General features: G+C 64.7%; 15 protein-coding genes. 6 read left to right on the forward strand and 9 right to left on the reverse strand.

What is annotated here, in order from left to right:
- A complete protein-coding gene (flgH, locus tag BDOA9_RS28675; RefSeq protein ID WP_025037386.1) occupies window positions 1–765 on the forward strand; it encodes a flagellar basal body L-ring protein FlgH in 765 nt (254 codons plus the stop codon).
- Between the two features lie 134 nt (window positions 766–899).
- On the opposite strand, the gene BDOA9_RS28680 is transcribed toward flgH, so the two are convergent.
- The 4 genes from BDOA9_RS28680 to BDOA9_RS28695 all read right to left on the reverse strand — a co-directional run bounded on the left by BDOA9_RS28680 (window position 900) and on the right by BDOA9_RS28695 (window position 4881).
- Window positions 900–2066 carry a PcfJ domain-containing protein gene (locus BDOA9_RS28680; protein WP_025037387.1) on the reverse strand — a complete coding sequence of 389 codons (1167 nt, stop codon included), beginning with the start codon at window positions 2064–2066 and terminating at the stop codon, window positions 900–902.
- 386 nt (window positions 2067–2452) lie between these two features.
- Complete coding sequence (locus tag BDOA9_RS28685) at window positions 2453–3232, reverse strand: 2-keto-4-pentenoate hydratase (protein ID WP_025037388.1); 780 nt, start codon at window positions 3230–3232, stop codon at window positions 2453–2455.
- A gap of 454 nt (window positions 3233–3686) precedes the next feature.
- Entirely contained in the window at window positions 3687–4052 is a 366-nt protein-coding gene (gene dksA, locus BDOA9_RS28690; protein ID WP_085966600.1) for an RNA polymerase-binding protein DksA, read from the reverse strand.
- Between the two features lie 217 nt (window positions 4053–4269).
- Window positions 4270–4881, reverse strand: coding sequence for an NAD(P)-dependent oxidoreductase (locus BDOA9_RS28695; protein WP_025037389.1), 612 nt, complete (start codon window positions 4879–4881; stop codon window positions 4270–4272).
- 162 nt (window positions 4882–5043) lie between these two features.
- Between BDOA9_RS28695 and BDOA9_RS28700 the strand changes: the two genes are divergently transcribed.
- On the forward strand, window positions 5044–5415 hold the full coding sequence (locus tag BDOA9_RS28700) for a winged helix-turn-helix transcriptional regulator (RefSeq protein ID WP_025037390.1): 372 nt from the start codon (window positions 5044–5046) through the stop codon (window positions 5413–5415).
- A gap of 14 nt (window positions 5416–5429) precedes the next feature.
- On the opposite strand, the gene BDOA9_RS28705 is transcribed toward BDOA9_RS28700, so the two are convergent.
- Window positions 5430–5843 carry a flagellar assembly protein FliX gene (locus BDOA9_RS28705; protein ID WP_025037391.1) on the reverse strand — a complete coding sequence of 138 codons (414 nt, stop codon included), beginning with the start codon at window positions 5841–5843 and terminating at the stop codon, window positions 5430–5432.
- Between the two features lie 285 nt (window positions 5844–6128).
- Here BDOA9_RS28705 and BDOA9_RS28710 point away from each other — a divergent pair, with 285 nt between their 5' ends.
- The 4 genes from BDOA9_RS28710 (at window position 6129) to BDOA9_RS28725 (ending at window position 8649) form a co-directional block, all read left to right on the forward strand.
- Entirely contained in the window at window positions 6129–7253 is a 1125-nt protein-coding gene (locus BDOA9_RS28710) for a flagellar basal body P-ring protein FlgI (protein WP_025037392.1), read from the forward strand.
- Window positions 7253–7621, forward strand: coding sequence for a flagellar assembly peptidoglycan hydrolase FlgJ (gene flgJ, locus BDOA9_RS28715; RefSeq protein WP_025037393.1), 369 nt, complete (start codon window positions 7253–7255; stop codon window positions 7619–7621). Before BDOA9_RS28710 ends, flgJ begins: the two co-directional genes overlap by 1 nt.
- 11 nt (window positions 7622–7632) lie before the next feature.
- The gene (locus BDOA9_RS28720; RefSeq protein WP_025037394.1) at window positions 7633–8130 is read left to right on the forward strand and encodes a hypothetical protein; all 498 of its coding nucleotides are present in this window, start codon (window positions 7633–7635) and stop codon (window positions 8128–8130) included.
- Window positions 8131–8289: 159 nt separating this feature from the next.
- On the forward strand, window positions 8290–8649 hold the full coding sequence (locus BDOA9_RS28725; RefSeq protein ID WP_025037395.1) for a hypothetical protein: 360 nt from the start codon (window positions 8290–8292) through the stop codon (window positions 8647–8649).
- A gap of 188 nt (window positions 8650–8837) precedes the next feature.
- Here the strand turns inward: BDOA9_RS28725 and flaF are convergent, their stop codons facing one another.
- The 4 genes from flaF to BDOA9_RS28745 form a co-directional block, all read right to left on the reverse strand.
- The gene (flaF, locus tag BDOA9_RS28730) at window positions 8838–9206 is read right to left on the reverse strand and encodes a flagellar biosynthesis regulator FlaF (protein WP_018642830.1); all 369 of its coding nucleotides are present in this window, start codon (window positions 9204–9206) and stop codon (window positions 8838–8840) included.
- A 294-nt stretch (window positions 9207–9500) separates the two neighbouring features.
- Entirely contained in the window at window positions 9501–11795 is a 2295-nt protein-coding gene (locus BDOA9_RS28735; RefSeq protein ID WP_025037396.1) for a DUF1522 domain-containing protein, read from the reverse strand.
- 217 nt (window positions 11796–12012) lie between these two features.
- Complete coding sequence (locus tag BDOA9_RS28740) at window positions 12013–14289, reverse strand: DUF1522 domain-containing protein (protein ID WP_025037397.1); 2277 nt, start codon at window positions 14287–14289, stop codon at window positions 12013–12015.
- Between the two features lie 328 nt (window positions 14290–14617).
- On the reverse strand, window positions 14618–16894 hold the full coding sequence (locus BDOA9_RS28745; RefSeq protein WP_025037398.1) for a DUF1522 domain-containing protein: 2277 nt from the start codon (window positions 16892–16894) through the stop codon (window positions 14618–14620).
- Window positions 16895–17002: the final 108 nt, after the last annotated feature.

Genomic DNA, 17002 nt, shown 5'->3' on the forward strand with positions numbered 1-17002 from the left:
ATGTCCACGTTCAGTTCGGCCTCCCGCCTTCGTCGCATCGCGATCTCCGCCCTGCTGCTGGCGACTTGCGCCTTGGCGAGCGGCTGCTCCTCGATCGACCGCCTGTCGCAGATCGGCGAGCAGCCGAAGCTGTCGGCGATCGACAATCCGACCACGCAGCCCGGCTACAAGCCGGTGCAGATGCCGATGCCGAAGCCCGAGGTCGCCTCCTACAATCCGAACTCGCTGTGGCGCAACGGCAGCCGCGCCTTCTTCAAGGACCAGCGCGCCCGCCAGGTCGGCGATCTCCTGACCGTGGCCGTGAACATCACCGACAAGGCCAACATCGAGAACGACACCTCGCGCAGCCGCAGCAACAAGGAAGATTCCGGGATCACCGACTTCATCGGCTCCCAGACGATCACCCAGGCCAACAAGATCCTGCCCGGCCGCATCCTGACCGCCGACTCGACCTCGTCGAGCGAGGGCAAGGGCAGCGTCGATCGCAAGGAAGCCCTGCAGACCAACGTCGCCGCCGTGGTGACCCAGGTGCTGCCGAACGGCAATTTGGTCGTCGAAGGCAAGCAGGAGATCCGCGTCAACTTCGAGATTCGCGAGCTGATCGTCGCCGGCATCGTGCGGCCTGAGGACATCCAGAGCGACAACACGATCGATTCCACCAAGATCGCCCAGGCCCGCATCGCCTATGGCGGCCGCGGCCAGATCACCGACGTGCAGCAGCCGCGCTACGGCCAGCAGGTCATGGACGTGCTGCTGCCCTTCTAAGCTTCTTCAAGAGCTCCCACATCGTGCTCGCGAAACCTAGGCGCGAACGACGATGTACAACGCGGCCTCCGGTAGCTCCCCTGCCGGAGGCCGCATGTATTTTGCCTGCGCCGCCGAAGCGGCGCAGGCATCTCTCACAGCAGCATGATCCCGCGCGCCTGCGCCCACCGCTGGAGGATCTTGCACTCCTCGGGATGCGGCGGGCGGTTCGCAAACCCGCGAACCTGAACTGCCCGAAAACGGGTATCAAGCTCGATGGTCAGTAGCCGCTGGACGTCACCCGAGACACGGCGACGGAGCGACCAGATCGAGGCATGCCCGGCAATGCACTTTGTCGCGTAAGTGGCGACGCAGTGACGCATACTGCGCGTCTCAGCCACGAGATCGGCTGCGGTCCGCAACTGGACCACAACATATTCTTCGCGCTTGGCCCGGTCCTTGGACGATTTGGTCCATGACCAGTCCGCGATCGCTGCACCGAGCCAACGGTCCTCGCTCTGCTCGGGGCCTGCTGCCAGCCCCCGCGCACGGTTTCGCGCCGCCTCGGCGCGACGGCGTGCGGCCTCGATACGCGCAATCGCATCGAGATCGCGATGCCATTCGCGCATCTGCCGCCCAAGCGAGATCAGTGAACGCCCCTTGAGGGTGTACTCGGGATCACGCCGGTGGCAATCGGCGAGGTAGTCATGGAAGTCATCCATGTCCTCGACCGTGGTCGGATGCGCGCAGAAGAACCGCACCACCTCGCGCCAGAAGCGATGCTGAGCGCGCTGCGTCTGCGTGATCCTGGTGCGCGCGATCCGCATCGCAACAGCGGGATCGGTCGCATAGGATCGCGCAATCGCCTGCCAGATCGCAGCCTCGAAGCCGACCTGCCCCAACGGATTGAGGAACGCATGGACCTCCTTGCGAGACAGCCATTCGGCCGCACCGGCAGCGTAGAGCGAACCGCCGCCGGCCGCCGCGATGTACCAGCGCTTGCGCAAACGAATCTCGCCGGCGTCCAGTCCCGCGCCGTCGATCCAGATCTGCTCCAGATGCTCGGCAACAGGATAGCGCGCGAACAGATAGCGAGCCGCGGCAAGACGAAGACGCGCGGCATCGCGGGTCTTCATGCGCGGCTGCCAGGCCTCGGCATCGCGCACGATGTCGGCCTCGAAGCCACGCCTGGCTTCGTCGATCGCGGTCTCGAAATCCGGTGGAGGACGCGTCCGCTGCGACACATGCCGCAGCGACAGCTCATAGGCTTCAACCCGCGCGCGCTCGGCCTCCCGCCGGCGCTGAATCAATGACTGTGCCATTGTCGTTCAACATGATTGGATGACTGTCAGCCGGACGCACTGAGAGCGTCGGCACGAAATGTGTCGATCGCCACAAAGTACTCACGGCTGGTCTCCTCATCGTTGAACGTACGGGTTGAATGGGACGGGGCTCATAGACCCGATTGCGGGCGAGCGCAAGATGTCTCTGTCGGATGGAGGCAGAAGCTGCACACCACCAGCGAAGCTCGCGACATTTTGGCAACGTTGCTGCGTCAAGCTCTGCCATTGAGGGCACAGTATTCCGGCCAGCCCCACTGTCATCGTCCGCGAAGGCGGACGATCCAGTACTCCGGGACATTCGTGGTTGCACTCATGCAGCGCGGCGTACTGGATTCCCCGCCTTCGCGGGGAATGACGACGGCCCCTCACGTAAACTCCGCCTCCACCACGCCGAGCCCGTCCAGCTCCATCCGCACCTTGTCGCCCGGCTTCAGCCACAGCGTCTTCACCAGGCTGCCGGTGAGCACGAGCTGCCCGGCGTGCAGCGCCTTGCCCTCGGCAGCGAGATGGTTGGCGAGCCAGGCGAGCGCGTTGTGGGGATGGCCGAGCACGTCGGCGCCGGTGCCGCTACTGACCTCCTCGCCGTTGACGATGGCGCGGCCCTTGACCGCCTTGAGGTCCGGCACCGACGAGCGCGGGACCGAGGGACCCAGCACGCAGCCGGCGGCGAAGAAATCGTCGGCGATCAAGGTCGGCGCGCCCATCGTCTCCCATTTCACGTAGCGGTCGTCGACGACCTCGATCGCGGGATGGTAGGCCTCAACCGCCTCGCCGACCCATTCGGCCGTGAACGGCGCTTCGCCTGCGGCAAGGTCCCGCTTCAGCCGCACCGCGATCTCGCATTCGACGCCGACCCGGACATAGTTGGAGGCGGCCAGCTTGGCGCCGCTGTCATGGACGCCCTTCTGGAACACGCCGCCACCGCAGGGATGCGGAATCCCGATGTACTCCTGCATCACCTGGCTGGTGCAGCCGATCTTGTAGCCGACGAGCGGGCCGACATGGGCCAGCAGCAGATCGTGCAGGGTGCGCTGGACCTGATAGCCCTCGGCTTCGTCCGCAGGGGGCCGCTCCAGCGCCGCGAGCGGGGCATGGTTGCGGCGCGCCAGCGCGATCGCCTTTGCGGCTTCGAGAATCCTGTCCATCGGCGCCGCCTCCCACGCTACGCAGTCGAAGGCGGCACTTCAGCATCCCCGCTGCGGCCTGACAAGCGCGGGAGGCGGGTCGTCCAAGTCCCGCTTCCCCGCTTTAAGGAAATATTGAGCTGGTCCAGGCTTTATGGGGATGCCCGTCTCGAGACGTCGCGGCAGGCCTGATTGCAGCGATGCTTGATGCAGCTGGATCAGCGTCTCAACATCCGAGTCGATCTTGTTGATGCGACTCGCAAAATCTCCCGCACCTGAAGTGAAGGCTGTTTCTCATCCGAACTCACGTGAGCTCGGAGCAATCCGGTCTAGCACGTTGATCACGATTCACTTTTCGCGATCGCGCCGTCGCCATGGCGGGTGCGATCGCAAGCCACGGGCAATATGCCGGGCACGGCGCGAAACGGCGCCGTGCGTTCCAAAAACAAAGAGCCGCATCGCTGCGGCTCGGACCTTATTCGTCGCGATAAACCTTCTCGCGTTTCTCGTGGCGCTCCTGCGCTTCCACCGAGAGCGTCGCGATGGGCCGGGCCTCGAGCCGCTTCAACGAGATCGGCTCGCCAGTTTCCTCGCAATAGCCGTAGGTGTTGTCCTCGATACGCTGGAGCGCGGCGTCGATCTTGGCGATCAATTTGCGCTGGCGGTCGCGGGCGCGGAGTTCGATGGCACGGTCGGTTTCGGACGAGGCCCGATCGGCGAGATCGGGGTGGTTCACGTTCTCCTCCTGCAGGGCTTGCAGGGTGAGCTTGGACTCTTTGAGGATCTCATCCTTCCAGGCGAGGAGCTTCAACCGGAAGTACTCCTTCTGCCGGTCGTTCATGAAAGGCTCTTTGTCGGTCGGTCGGTAGTTTTTCAACTTTTCCAAGGGAGGCCTATCTTCTTAAGCAACGACTCGTGGACGGACCGAGGTCCGTTGAGCCGGGCCTTATATAGTGGCCTCCCGTGACAGACAATATTTCCCTCACCGCCCCGCCCCCGCCCCCAAGCCCTTGCACAGGAAGGTTTATCCTTGAGGGCTTGGAGGCGGCTGGCCGCCCTTAATAGCCGACCGTGAAGCGCTGCTTCAGGTGGGCCGGCTTTTCGATCTCGTCGGCGAGCGCAATAGCGTAGTCGGCGAAGCTGATCCAGCTCTTGCCGTTCGCATCTGCGAGAAGCTGGTCGGTCCCGAGCCGGAACTTGGCCGTCCGCTCCCCCTCCTCGAACAGCGCCGAGGGCGAGATGAAGGTCCAGTTCAGGTCCTTTTCCTGCCGCAGCAGGTCCAGGAAGGCCGAACCTGCCTCCGCTTCAGCCTTGTATTGGGCTGGAAAATTGGGAGTCGTGACCAGCTTCACGCCCGGGGCAACCTCGAGGCTGCCGGCGCCGCCCACCACGAGGTAGCGACCGACCTTGGAGTCCTTCGCCGCACCGATCAGCTTGAGCGCATCGCTGGCCAGGAAGTGCACGGAACTCACGGCGACGTCGTGACCGGCCCACAGCTTGGCGAGGCCAGCCTGGTCGAGCACATCCCCCTTGGTTGGCGTGACGTTCGGCAGGGCCGCGATCTTCTCGGGGTTCCGGGCGATGGCCGTGACCGCGTGACCGCGGCGGGACAGTTCCTTGGTGATCTCCGAACCCGCTCGGCCCGAGGCGCCGGCGACTGCGATTTTCATGGAAGGCTCCTTTGCTTCTTTGGTAACTAACGGAAACTAGATATCCTAAAGAATGCTGGTGTTAAGAGAGCACTTTGTGCTTACCTGATTACGCTGAGGTAACTGATCGCATACAACCGACGCGCGCACCTCAGGCAACGGCATGATTTCCAAGGACCGACGATGAAACCCGACGTCTACGCAGCGAACTGCCCCACCCGCCAAATCCTCGATCGCGTCGGCGACAAATGGGCGGTGCTGATCCTCTTGCTCCTGCGCGAGGAGCCGATGCGGTTCAATCAGTTGCGCCGCACGATCGAAGGCATCTCGCAGAAAATGCTGAGCCAGGTTCTCAAGTCGCTCGAACGCGACGGTCTGATCAGGCGACGCGCCATCGCGACCGTGCCGGTGACGGTTGAATATTCGATCACCCAGCTCGGCCTGACGCTGGCGGCGGCGGTGGATCCTTTACGCGATTGGGCCGAGCAGAATCTGAAAGACGTGCTTGCCGCCCAGCGCCGCTATGATGCGCAGTTGAAGGAGGAGGCGGCGTAAGACAGCCTGCCTGACTACCCCTGCCCGGCCTTCGCCAGCTCGACCTCGACGCGCAGTTCGATCTCCGAGAGCACCGCATCGAGACCGGCATCGCCGGAGGACGATTTCAGGTTCGCCGCGGCGTCGCGCAGCCGCATCACGGTCGAGGCGTCGAGATTGCCCGACAGCAGCCCCATCTTGAGATCGTCGAGCACGTCGAGCGCAGTCCTGCCGCGGGCGACCGAGCGCTTGCGGCGCTCGACCGGATCCTCCTCGACGCCCTGCAACGCCAGCAGCGCATCGATGTTGGCGGCGGCCTTCGGTGCGGCAGCGCTCCGCGTCTCCTGCGCCGATGAGGTGTCGGGCAGCGCGAAGGTGCCGGAGCCCGTCCGCTTGGCCTGGCTGGCCGGCGCTCCAAGCGTGGTGCCGTTCGGTCCGTAGATGCGCATCGGAAAGAATCCGGGTGATCGATGCCTCACCTTCGCTGTCTTATGGTTAACGGTGCGTAAACGGCCCGGCAAAATCTGCCGACAGGCGGCAGTTTCGCTCCCCAGGGCGAACGAGTGCTGACACCGGCCGAAACAGATTTATTCAACCTATTCAGCCACCTACCGTCGCCATCAGGCGTTGGCACAGCGCTCGCAAGGAAAGCGCCGGACCAGCTCGTCATGGGAGTGTCGTGCAAGTCCTGTCCGATTTGAGGAGCCTTTTTCTAGGGGCCTTGGGGAGCAGAGATGCCAGGCGTTCGTTGGGTGAGGATTGTTGGGTTGGCCTGCGCCGCGCTGTCGGCGCTGGCGCTGTCGGTCACCTCGGCGGCAGCGACCTCGCGCATCAAGGACCTCGCCAACATCGAGGGCGTGCGGCAGAACCAGCTCATCGGCTACGGCCTCGTCGTCGGCCTCAATGGCACCGGCGACACGCTCAACAACATCCCCTTCACCAAGCAGTCGCTGCAGGCGATGCTCGAGCGCATGGGCGTCAACATCCGCGGCGCCACCATCCGCACCGGCAACGTCGCCGCCGTCATGGTCACGGGCAACCTGCCGGCCTTCGCCACCCAGGGCACGCGCATGGACGTCACGGTGTCCGCGCTCGGCGACGCCAAGAATCTCCAGGGCGGCACCCTGCTGGTCACTCCCCTGCTCGGCGCCGACGGCAACGTCTATGCGGTGGCGCAGGGCTCGCTCGCGATCTCCGGCTTCCAGGCCGAAGGCGAGGCGGCCAAGATCGTGCGCGGCGTCCCGACCGTAGGGCGCATCGCCAACGGCGCCATCATCGAGCGCGAGATCGAGTTCGCGCTCAACCGGCTTCCGAACGTCCGCCTGGCGCTGCGCAACCCCGACTTCACCACCGCCAAGCGCATCGCGGCCGCGGTCAACGACTATCTCGGCGTCAAGACCGCCGAGCCGATCGATCCTTCGACGGTACAGCTGTCGATCCCGCCCGAGTTCAAGGGCAACGTCGTCGCTTTCCTCACCGAGATCGAGCAGCTCCAGGTCGACCCTGATCTCGCCGCCAAGATCATCATCGACGAACGCAGCGGCATCATCGTCATGGGCCGCGACGTCCGCGTCGCCACCGTTGCGGTGGCGCAGGGCAACCTCACCGTCACGATCTCCGAGAGCCCGCAGGTGAGCCAGCCCAATCCGCTGTCGCGCGGCCGCACCGTGGTCGCGCCGCGCAGCAGTGTCACCGTCACCGAGGACGGCAAGAAACTGGCGCTCGTCAAGGACGGCGTCTCGCTCCAGCAGCTCGTCGACGGCCTCAACGGCCTCGGCATCGGCCCCCGCGACATGATCAGCATCCTCCAGGCGATCAAGGCCGCCGGCGCCATCGAAGCCGATATCGAGGTGATGTGATGCAGACCAGCGCGGTCAACACCCCTCGCCCGGCCACCAATTCGGCCTTCTCGGTCGAGAGCCGCAACGGCCGGCCGGACTTCGAGCTCGCCGCCGCACTGCAAAAGGTCTCGCCGCAGCAACAGGCCAAGGCGCAGAAGACCGCCACCGACTTCGAGGCGATGTTCCTCAACAGCATGTTCGCGCAGATGACCTCGGGCCTGAAGGGCGAGGGCCCGTTCGGCGATACGCCCGGCACCGGCGTGTGGCGCTCGATGCTGACCGAGCAATATTCCAAGAACTTCGCCAATGCCGGCGGCGTCGGCATTGCCCGCGACGTCTATCGCACCCTCATCACGCAGCAGGCGAAAACGATCCGCTCGGCATAAGGTCAAACGAGATGAACCATTTCAACGCCTCACGTCGGCCGATGCAGACCCAGCGTTCGAACACCGCGCCCGTCAGCGGCGAGGCGCGCAAGCTCGCCGAGGAGCTGATGGATGCGATGAACGCCCTGCTCGGGCTGATCGAGCGCGAGACCGAGCTCGTCCGCGCCGGCAAGGTCCGGGAAGCGATGATGCTCGAAGGCAAGAAGCAGGAATTGTCGCGCAGCTACATCAGCGCCGTCAGCCAGTTGAAGGCCAACCAGCCGCAACTCGCGAAGTCCGCGCCCGAGCTGCTCTCGACGCTGCATCGCCACCACGATGCGTTCCGCGCGATGCTCCAGGTCAATCTCACCGTGCTCGCGACCGCGCACGCGGTGTCCGAGAGCGTCGTGCGCGGCGTCAACGCCGAGATACAGAAGCGCAACGTGCCGAACACCTACACGGCCGCGGGCCGTCAAGCAGCGCCCGGCCCGCGCCACATCACGCCGCTCGCCGTCAGCCGCTCGCTCTGAGCGCACACGACAACACGAGACAATTTTACGAAAAACCGCGCGGCGAAATCGTCGCGCGGTTAGGTACGTTTCGTTACCGGGTCTTCAGTCCTGGTGTTCCATGCTTGCGCGATTAGAGGGGTTGGGATTTGACTCGATTGAGGCAACCAGGAGGCTGCCATGAGTACAGATTTCAGCATCAGGCCGGTGGGGATCCCGGCCCCCGTGCAGATCGTACCGACGTCGAACTCGGCGGCGAACGAGGCTGTGCAAACTGATCTTCCGGTGAGGCAAACGGTCGCCGCAAGCGACACGAGCGCGCCGGTGCGCAATGATTTGCCGAACAACGAGAACATCTCGCGCCAGGTCGTATTCGACCAGGCGGCCGCGTCCTTCGTTTTCCAGGTCGTCAACGAGAGGACCGAGGCGGTGGTCAATCAGTTCCCCGACGAAGCCATGCTGCGCCGGCGGGCCTATTTCCATGCCCTGGATAGGCAATCCGAACCCTCGCGTCCGCTCAGCACCGACCGCAGCGCCTGATCATCAGGCGTCGAACGTCGCAACGGCAGTATCGAGACAGGCCGAGCCGGTCGCACTATCGGCAACGAGCTGTCGATCTGCGCCTTGCCGACATCATCATCGCGTCTCTGGTGTCTCCAAGGCGGAGCCAGCCATCCTCGATCAGAACCCGTCGATATTGCGAGGCATCTCCGCGCCGCGAGCTTCAGTCACGGCCGCCCGGACAGGCCTGCCGCGATGTTGCGGTTGATCTCGATCAGCGGACGGAAGTGGTCGAACTGCGGGCTCATCTGCAGCGCGGCGGTCTGGCTCAGCACGAACACGCTGATGTTGGCGATCTTCTGCCGGACGTCGATCGGCTGCGGATTGCTGTCGCGCATCGCCTCGCTCAGGAAGATGGTCCAGAGCTTGCGGTTGAACATCAGGGCCTGCATGGTCTGCTCGCTGAGCGGATCGGCGTTGTTCACCGCGTCCTGGAGCTTGTTGGCGGCCTTGAGCAGAGTCTGCGCCTCGATGTCGCGAGGAGATGCGGTGGTGGTTGCAACACGCGCATAAGCCGAGGCAGCGGAATTCGACATCAATCACACCCTGGAGGTTACCTAGCGCGTTGTACGCGCTTAAGGATTTCTTTCCCAACCCTAGGCAGCACCGCTTAAGATTTGCTTACGTACCGCGCTTGGAAGCACTCCGCAGAATTACGGGGCGTGGAGTCCTTCATCAGCGCAACGCTAGATGCACGCATGCACGATGTAAACTCGCTCGTCGTGATGCGCGTCGATCTCAGCTAATCTTGTCTTAGCGATCTCCCTCAAAAGAACGGCGGAGCGCTAGCTCCGCCGCGAAATCCCGAACAACGAAGTTGCGCTGCGGAACTAACGGAGCAGCTGCAGCACGCTCTGTTGCGACTGGTTGGCCAGCGACAGCGCGGAGACCGCGATCGACTGGCGCGTCGACAGCGCCTGGCTGTTGGCCGCTTCCTCGTTGGTGTCGGCGAGCGTCAGGTTGGACGAGCCGGTCTGCAGCACGTTGATCAGGTTCTTGGAGAAGTCCTGACGCACCTGCACGATCGACAGATTCGAACCGAGCGTGGAGCCTTGCGAACGCAACGTGCTCGAGGCCGCGTTCAGGCTGGCCAGCACCCTGTTGGTTGCACCGTTGTCGATGAAATCGACGCCGTTGACGAGATTGCTGAGACCGAGGCCCGCCGCATTGAACACCACGCCGTTGATGCTGAGCGTGGAGCTGCCGGTCTCGTTGAAGACCAGCTTCAGCGTGTCGCCGTTGAGCAGGTTGACGCCGTTGAAGGAGGAGTCCTGCGAGGTCGTGTCGATCTGGGCCAGAATGTTGTTGAACTGGTTGACCAGGTTGGAACGCGCGGTCTGCGCCACGGGATCCTGGACGGGCGGCTGCGCGGTGGTGAAGGCGAGAACGCCGGTGATCGTGCCGCCGACCGCGCCGCCGGCGGTGGTCGAACCGAGAGTCGAGGAGGCGTATTCGTTGACGGTGGTCACCGTGAGCACGCCGTTGGCGTCGATCGTCGCTGTCAGGTGGTTGGCCTGCAGCTGCGCGTTGAGCTGGTCCAGCGTCTTCACGGTGCCGTTGGTGCCGTCGCCGAAGGTGACGTTGACGGGCGTGCCGCCGTTGAAGGAGGTGAAGGTCAGGGTCTTGCCGCTGATGCCGCCGACGCCGGCGGTGCGCGCCGCGGTGAAGGCCGTCGCCGTTCCGGTGTTGCCGCTGAGGCCGAAGGCGCTGAGCGCATTGCCGGTGCCGGTGATCGACAGGTCGGCATTGATGCCGGTCGAGAGCGCAAGCTGACCGCTGCTGTTGACCGAGGATGGAATCTGGCCCGCGGTGGTCGACAGCGTCGCCGCGCCGTTGAAGATGCTGGCGGTCTTGACGCCGGTGGCGAGGTCGACCGCGTTGAGCAGGTCGGTCAGCGTCGCGCTCTGAATGTAGACCGTCGAGTTGCCGTTGCCGTCGGTGACGACGTTGCCGCTGACGCCATAGCCGGTGGCCACGCTCGCCGTCGATTGCGGCGTCTGCGCGTTCTTGAAGGTGATGGTCTTGCCGCCGATGTTCAGCGTCGAGCCGTCCTGGACCAGGGTGCCGAGCGAACCCGCGGTGGTCGACCGGTTCGCGGTCACGGCCGCATTGCCCGCGCCGGTTGCCGCAGTCAGACCGAGCTTGTTGAGGAAGTCGGCCTTGCCCGTCAGGCTCAGATCGGCGCCAGTCGAGCTCTTCAGCGTGATCTGGCCGCCGCCCGAGATCGAGGATGCCACCTGGAGTGTGCCGACAGGACCGGCCGCGCCGCTGACGGCGATGGTCGCCGCACTCGCGCTAATGGTTGCAGTCTTGACGCCGCTGGCGAGGTCGATCGCGGTGAGGACGTCGTTGACGGTCGCTAAGGGCGCGGCCGCCGTTCCCTGATAAATAATCGAATTGCCATTGCCATCGGTGGCGATGTGGCCGCTGGCGTCGAGACCCCAGCCGGTCGGCTGGGTGCTCGGCGCGACGCCGGTGCGGAAGGTGATGGTCTTGCCGTTCACCGTGATGGTGTCACCGTCGGCGGGCGGAGCGCCGAAGGTGGTCGACGCGGTGGTGCCGACCAGCGTGGCGGTGCCGCTGAGCACGGTGGTGCCGTCGGCCGCGGTCGCGGCAAATCCGACCAATGTGCCGGCGCTCGAGCCCAGCGAGGCGCCAAGCGCGGCGGTTCCCGTGACCGGGGTCACGCCGCCGGGCGCACCGGTATAGAGCACGTTGCTCTTGGCGGTCGCGCTCGCATAGGAGGTCGTGCCGCGCAGGTCGGCGGGCGTCGCGCCGGGAATCGTGGTGGAGACGTTCGACTTGGTGGAATAGCCGACCGTAGTCTGGAGCGCCTGGTTGGCGATCGACTTGGCGCTGTCGATCAGCTTCTGCAGCGAGGTGATGCCGGTGTTGGCGGCCTGCAGCACCTGGACACCGTTGTTGATGCCGTCGAGCAGGTTGCTGATGTCGCTCGCCCGGTTGTCCAGCCCCTGCGCCGTGAAGAAGTTGGTGGGATTGTCGAGCGCCGTGTTGACCTTCTTGCCGGTCGACAGCCGCTCCTGCGTCGTGGCCAGCAAGTCGGCCGTCGACTGCAGCGACAACAGGTTCTGGCGAACGGACGCCGAGAGAACGATGTTGGACATTGGCGAGACTTCCTCTTGAACCGGATACGAATCGGCCGCGCGGACTGGAAAGCGGGCCTTTTGTCCAGTTTTAGGAGGTGTCCTTTAAAGTATGGTTAACGCCGGTTTAAGGGATAGGGTTAACCGTGGGTGAACGCCCCTGCCCGCCCTCTCAGGCACAGAAAAAGCGGCGGGGTCGAAGCCCCGCCGCTCGATTTTATTCCGTATTTTCAGTAGCTTATCGGAGCAGCTGGAGCACGCTCTGCTGCGACGTGTTGGCCAGCGACAGCGCCGAGACCGCGATCGACTGTCGGGTCGACAGCGCCTGGCTGTTGGCCGCCTCGACGTTGGTGTCCGCCAAAGTCAGGTTCGACGAGCCGGTCTGCAGCACGTTGATCAGGTTCTTGTTGAAGTCCTGACGGATCTGCACCACCGAGAGGTTCGAGCCGAGGCTCGAGGCCTGCGAGCGCAGCGTGCTCGAGGCGGCGTTGAGGTTGGTCAGCACCCGGTTGGCGGCGGCGTTGTCGATGAAGTCGACGCCGACCGTCAGCGAGGCGAGGCCGAGACCCTTGGAATTATAGGTCACGCCCGTGATGTTCAGGCTCGACTTCGCGGTCTCGTCGAACACCAGCTTGAGCTGGTCACCGTTCAAGAGGTTGACACCGTTGAACGAGGAGTCCTGCGCGGTGGTGTCGATCTGGTTCAGGATATTGTTGAACTGAGACACCAGATTGGCACGCGCCGTCTGGGCGACGCCATCCTGGACGGGCGTGGACGCCGTCGAGAAGGTCAGGGCCGAGGTGAGCGTGCCGCCGATCGCACCGCCGGCAGCCGTCGAGCCCAGCGTCGAGGACGCATAGTCGTTGGACGCGGTGATCGTCAGCAGGCCGTTGGCGTCGATCGTCGCAGCCAGATTGTTGGCCTGCAGCTTGGTGTTGAGCTGATCGAGCGTCTTGACCGTGCCGTTGGTGCCGTCGCCGAAGGTGACGTTGACCGCCGTGCCGCCATTGAAGGAGGTGAAGGTCAGGGTCTTGCCGGCGATGCCGCCGATGCCGGAGGTACGCGCCGCGGTGAAGGCGGTCGCATTGCCGGTGTTGCCGGCGAGGCCGAACACGTTCAGCGCATTGCCGGTGCCGGTGATCGACAGATCGGCGTTGACGCCGGTCGAGATCTTGAGCTGACCGGAGGTGTTGATCGTGGAGTTCGACTGACCGGAGGCGGTTGCAAGCGTGGCGGTGCCGTTGGCGGCGATCGTCGCCGTCTGCACGCCGGTGGCAAGGTCGATCGCCTTCAGCACGTCGCTGACCGTGCCTTCCTGCAGATAGACCGTCGAGTTGCCGTTGCCGTCGGTGACGACGTTGCCGCTCGCGCCATATCCGCTCGGAACGCTCGGCGCACCGGTCGTGCCCGGGGTCGGCGCGTTCTTGAAGGTGATGACGTGACCGTTGACGTTCAGCGACGAACCGTCCGTGATCGTTGCACCCAGCGAGGTCGCGCTCGTGGTCCGGGTGACGGACACGGTGGCGTTGCCGCCGCCTACAGACGACGTCAGGCCGAGGGCCTTGAGCAGGTCGGCCTTGCCGGTGACGCTCAGATCCGCACCCGTCGAGCTCTTCAGCGTGACCGCGCCGCCAGCAATGCTCGAAGCGGTCTGGTTGTTGCTTGTCGCGATCGTCGCAGCGCCTGCGCTGATCGACACCGTCTTGACGCCGCTGGCGAGATCAATCGCGGTCAAGAGATCGCTGACGGAACCAGTCGGAGCGGCCGCGGTACCGAGATAGACCGTGGTATTGCCGTTGCCGTCGGTGACGAGGTTGCCGCTGGCGCCGGAGCCGGACGGAACCCCCGTCACGCCCGGAGAAGCGCCGCTGCGGAACGTGATGGTCTTGCCGTTGACGGTCAGCGTGTCGCCGTCGGCGGGCTGGGCGACGCCGGCGAGGGCGGTTGCAGTCGTGCCGTTGGTGGCGATCAGGGTGGTCGCGCCGGTCAGGGTGCCGCCGGAGCCGGTCGTGCCCGCGCTGCCGGTGAAGGTACCGAGGGTGGCGCCGAGCGTGGTGGTGCCGGTCGCCGCGGTCGTGCCGCCAGCCGCGCCGCTATACAGCACGTTGCTGTTCGCGGTTGCGCTCGCATAGGAGGTCGTGCCGCGCAGGTCGGCCGCTGTGGCACCTGCGATGGTCGTGGAGACGTTCGACTTGGTGGAGTAACCGACGGTGGTCTGCAGCGCCTGGTTGGCGATCGACTTCGCAGAGTCGATCAGCTTCTGCAGCGAGGTCAGGCCGGTGTTGGCAGCCTGCAGCACCTGGACGCCGTTGGCGATGCCATCGAGCAGGTTGTTGATGTCGCTGGCGCGGTTGTCGAGCGACTGTGCGGTGAAGAAGTTGGTGGGATTGTCCAGGGCCGAGTTGACGCTCTTGCCGGTCGACAGACGGTTCTGCGTGGTGGCGAGAAGATCGGCGGTGGACTGGAGAGACAGCAGGTTCTGACGAACCGACGCAGAGAGAACAATAGCGGACATGACTCTTACCCTTCTGGCTTACGCGTCTTCGTTCGATCGCTTCCGGATCGAGTGACGGGGCCAGCGTGCCGTGACATGGCTAACAAAGGGTGAAGCGCACAAGGCCGGCATAAGCGCCGGTTCACCATAAGTAGGCGGACGATGCGGGCGCGCGGCGCAATCCATCTGAAATCATTGGCACTTCCCGGCGCTTACGCTCCATTAACCATAACCGCTGGTTACTTTTCGAGTGACGCCTTCCCTTCGAAAATCTCCGAACAGTGCGCAAAAAGAAAGCGGCGGGGCCGAAGCCCCGCCGCCGTGATCGTCGTGCGATGCCGTCCGCGACTTAGCGGAGCAGCTGGAGCACGCTCTGCTGCGACTGGTTGGCCAGCGACAGCGCGGATACCGCGATCGACTGGCGGGTCGACAGCGCCTGGCTGTTGGCCGCCTCGACGTTGGTGTCGGCCAGCGTCAGGTTCGACGAGCCGGTCTGCAGCACGTTGATCAGGTTCTTGTTGAAGTCCTGTCGGACCTGCACGATCGTCAGGTTCGAACCCAGAGCCGAGGCCTGCGAGCGCAGCGTGCTCGACGCGGCGTTGAGGTTGGTCAGCACCTTGTTGGTGGCAGCGTTATCGATGAAGTCGATACCGCTGGTCAGCGAGGCGAGGCCGAGACCCTTGGAGTTGTAGGTCACACCGGTGATGCTGAGGCTCGACTTTGCAGTCTCGTCGAACACCAGCTTGAGCTGGTCGCCGTTCAAGAGGTTGACGCCGTTGAACGAGGAGTCCTGGGCAGTCGAGTCGATCTGCTGAAGGATGTTGTTGAACTGATTGACCAGGTTGGCACGCGAGGTCTGGGCAACCGTATCCTGGACGGGGGTGGAAGCCGTCGAGAACGTCAGCGACGTCGTCAGCGTGCCGCCGATCGCACCGCCAGCGGCGCTCGAACCGATGGTCGAGGACGCGTAGTCGTTGGTGGTCGAGACCGTCAGCAGACCGTTGGCGTCGATCGTCGCCGTCAGGTTGTTGGCCTGCAGCTTGGTGTTGAGCTGATCGAGCGTCTTGACCGTGCCGTTGGTGCCGTCGCCGAAGGTGACGTTGACCGCCGTGCCGCCGTTGAAGGAGGTGAAGGTCAAGGTCTTGCCGCTGATACCGCCGATGCCGGAGGTGCGGGCCGCGGTGAAGGCGGTCGCAGTTCCGGTGTTGCCGGCGAGGCCGAGCGCGTTCAGCGCATTGCCGGTGCCGGTGATCGACAGATCGGCATTGACGCCGGTCGAGATCTTGAGCAGGCCGGAGGCGTTGATCGACGAGTTGGTCTGACCGGAGGCGGTTGCAAGCGTGGCGGTGCCGTTGGCGGCGATCGTCGCCGTCTGCACGCCGGTGGCAAGGTCGATCGCCTTCAGCACGTCGCTGACCGTGCCTTCCTGCAGATAGACCGTCGAGTTGCCGTTGCCGTCGGTGACGACGTTGCCGCTCGCGCCATATCCGCTCGGAACGCTCGGCGCACCGGTCGTGCCCGGGGTCGGCGCGTTCTTGAAGGTGATGACGTGACCGTTGACGTTCAGCGACGAACCGTCCGTGATCGTTGCACCCAGCGAGGTCGCGCTCGTGGTCCGGGTGACGGACACGGTGGCGTTGCCGCCGCCTACAGACGACGTCAGGCCGAGGGCCTTGAGCAGGTCGGCCTTGCCGGTGACGCTCAGATCCGCACCCGTCGAGCTCTTCAGCGTGACCGCGCCGCCAGCAATGCTCGAAGCGGTCTGGTTGTTGCTTGTCGCGATCGTCGCAGCGCCTGCGCTGATCGACACCGTCTTGACGCCGCTGGCGAGATCAATCGCGGTCAAGAGATCGCTGACGGAACCAGTCGGAGCGGCCGCGGTGCCGAGATAGACCGTGGTATTGCCGTTGCCGTCGGTGACAAGGTTGCCGCTGACGCCGGAGCCGGTCGGAACGGCGGTCGTTGCCGGAGCAGAACCGCTACGGAACGTGATGGTCTTGCCGTTGACGGTCAGCGTGTCGCCGTCGGCGGGCTGGGCGACGCCGGCGAGGGCGGTTGCAGTCGTGCCGTTGGTGGCGATCAGGGTGGTCGCGCCGGTCAGGGTGCCGCCGGAGCCGGTCGTGCCCGCGCTGCCGGTGAAGGTACCGAGGGTGGCGCCGAGCGTGGTGGTGCCGGTCGCCGCGGTGGTGCCGCCAGCCGCGCCGCTATACAGCACGTTGCTGTTCGCGGTTGCGCTCGCATAGGAGGTGGTGCCGCGCAGGTCGGCCGCCGTCGCACCCGAGATGGTGGCGGAGACGTTCGACTTGGTGGAGTAGCCGACGGTGGTCTGCAGCGCCTGGTTGGCGATCGACTTCGCAGAGTCGATCAGCTTCTGCAGCGAGGTGATGCCGGTGTTGGCAGCCTGCAGCACCTGGACGCCGTTGGCGATGCCATCGAGCAGGTTGTTGATGTCGCTGGCGCGGTTGTCGAGCGACTGTGCGGTGAAGAAGTTGGTGGGATTGTCCAGGGCCGAGTTGACGCTCTTGCCGGTCGACAGACGGTTCTGCGTGGTGGCGAGGAGGTCAGCGGTGGACTGGAGGGAGAGCAGGTTCTGACGAACCGATGCGGAGAGGACGATACCGGACATGACTCTGTTACCTTTCTGGTAAACGACGCTACTGTTACACGTCTGCTTGGATCGCGATCGATCCAGCGACGGCGGACGGTGGCGCCGAGTCCTCTAACGAAACATGAA

It is taken from the genome of Bradyrhizobium sp. DOA9 (assembly GCF_000617845.2).
GTDB lineage: Bacteria > Pseudomonadota > Alphaproteobacteria > Rhizobiales > Xanthobacteraceae > Bradyrhizobium.

Bases quoted from the DNA above. Each gene is read 5' to 3' on its own strand.
- flgH (WP_025037386.1), top strand. From the start codon at position 1: ATGTCCACGTTCAGTTCGGCCTCCCGCCTTCGTCGCATCGCGATCTCC.
- BDOA9_RS28680 (WP_025037387.1), bottom strand. From the start codon at position 2,066: ATGGCACAGTCATTGATTCAGCGCCGGCGGGAGGCCGAGCGCGCGCGG.
- BDOA9_RS28685 (WP_025037388.1), bottom strand. From the start codon at position 3,232: ATGGACAGGATTCTCGAAGCCGCAAAGGCGATCGCGCTGGCGCGCCGC.
- dksA (WP_085966600.1), bottom strand. From the start codon at position 4,052: ATGAACGACCGGCAGAAGGAGTACTTCCGGTTGAAGCTCCTCGCCTGG.
- BDOA9_RS28695 (WP_025037389.1), bottom strand. From the start codon at position 4,881: ATGAAAATCGCAGTCGCCGGCGCCTCGGGCCGAGCGGGTTCGGAGATC.
- BDOA9_RS28700 (WP_025037390.1), top strand. From the start codon at position 5,044: ATGAAACCCGACGTCTACGCAGCGAACTGCCCCACCCGCCAAATCCTC.
- BDOA9_RS28705 (WP_025037391.1), bottom strand. From the start codon at position 5,843: ATGCGCATCTACGGACCGAACGGCACCACGCTTGGAGCGCCGGCCAGC.
- BDOA9_RS28710 (WP_025037392.1), top strand. From the start codon at position 6,129: ATGCCAGGCGTTCGTTGGGTGAGGATTGTTGGGTTGGCCTGCGCCGCG.
- flgJ (WP_025037393.1), top strand. From the start codon at position 7,253: ATGCAGACCAGCGCGGTCAACACCCCTCGCCCGGCCACCAATTCGGCC.
- BDOA9_RS28720 (WP_025037394.1), top strand. From the start codon at position 7,633: ATGAACCATTTCAACGCCTCACGTCGGCCGATGCAGACCCAGCGTTCG.
- BDOA9_RS28725 (WP_025037395.1), top strand. From the start codon at position 8,290: ATGAGTACAGATTTCAGCATCAGGCCGGTGGGGATCCCGGCCCCCGTG.
- flaF (WP_018642830.1), bottom strand. From the start codon at position 9,206: ATGTCGAATTCCGCTGCCTCGGCTTATGCGCGTGTTGCAACCACCACC.
- BDOA9_RS28735 (WP_025037396.1), bottom strand. From the start codon at position 11,795: ATGTCCAACATCGTTCTCTCGGCGTCCGTTCGCCAGAACCTGTTGTCG.
- BDOA9_RS28740 (WP_025037397.1), bottom strand. From the start codon at position 14,289: ATGTCCGCTATTGTTCTCTCTGCGTCGGTTCGTCAGAACCTGCTGTCT.
- BDOA9_RS28745 (WP_025037398.1), bottom strand. From the start codon at position 16,894: ATGTCCGGTATCGTCCTCTCCGCATCGGTTCGTCAGAACCTGCTCTCC.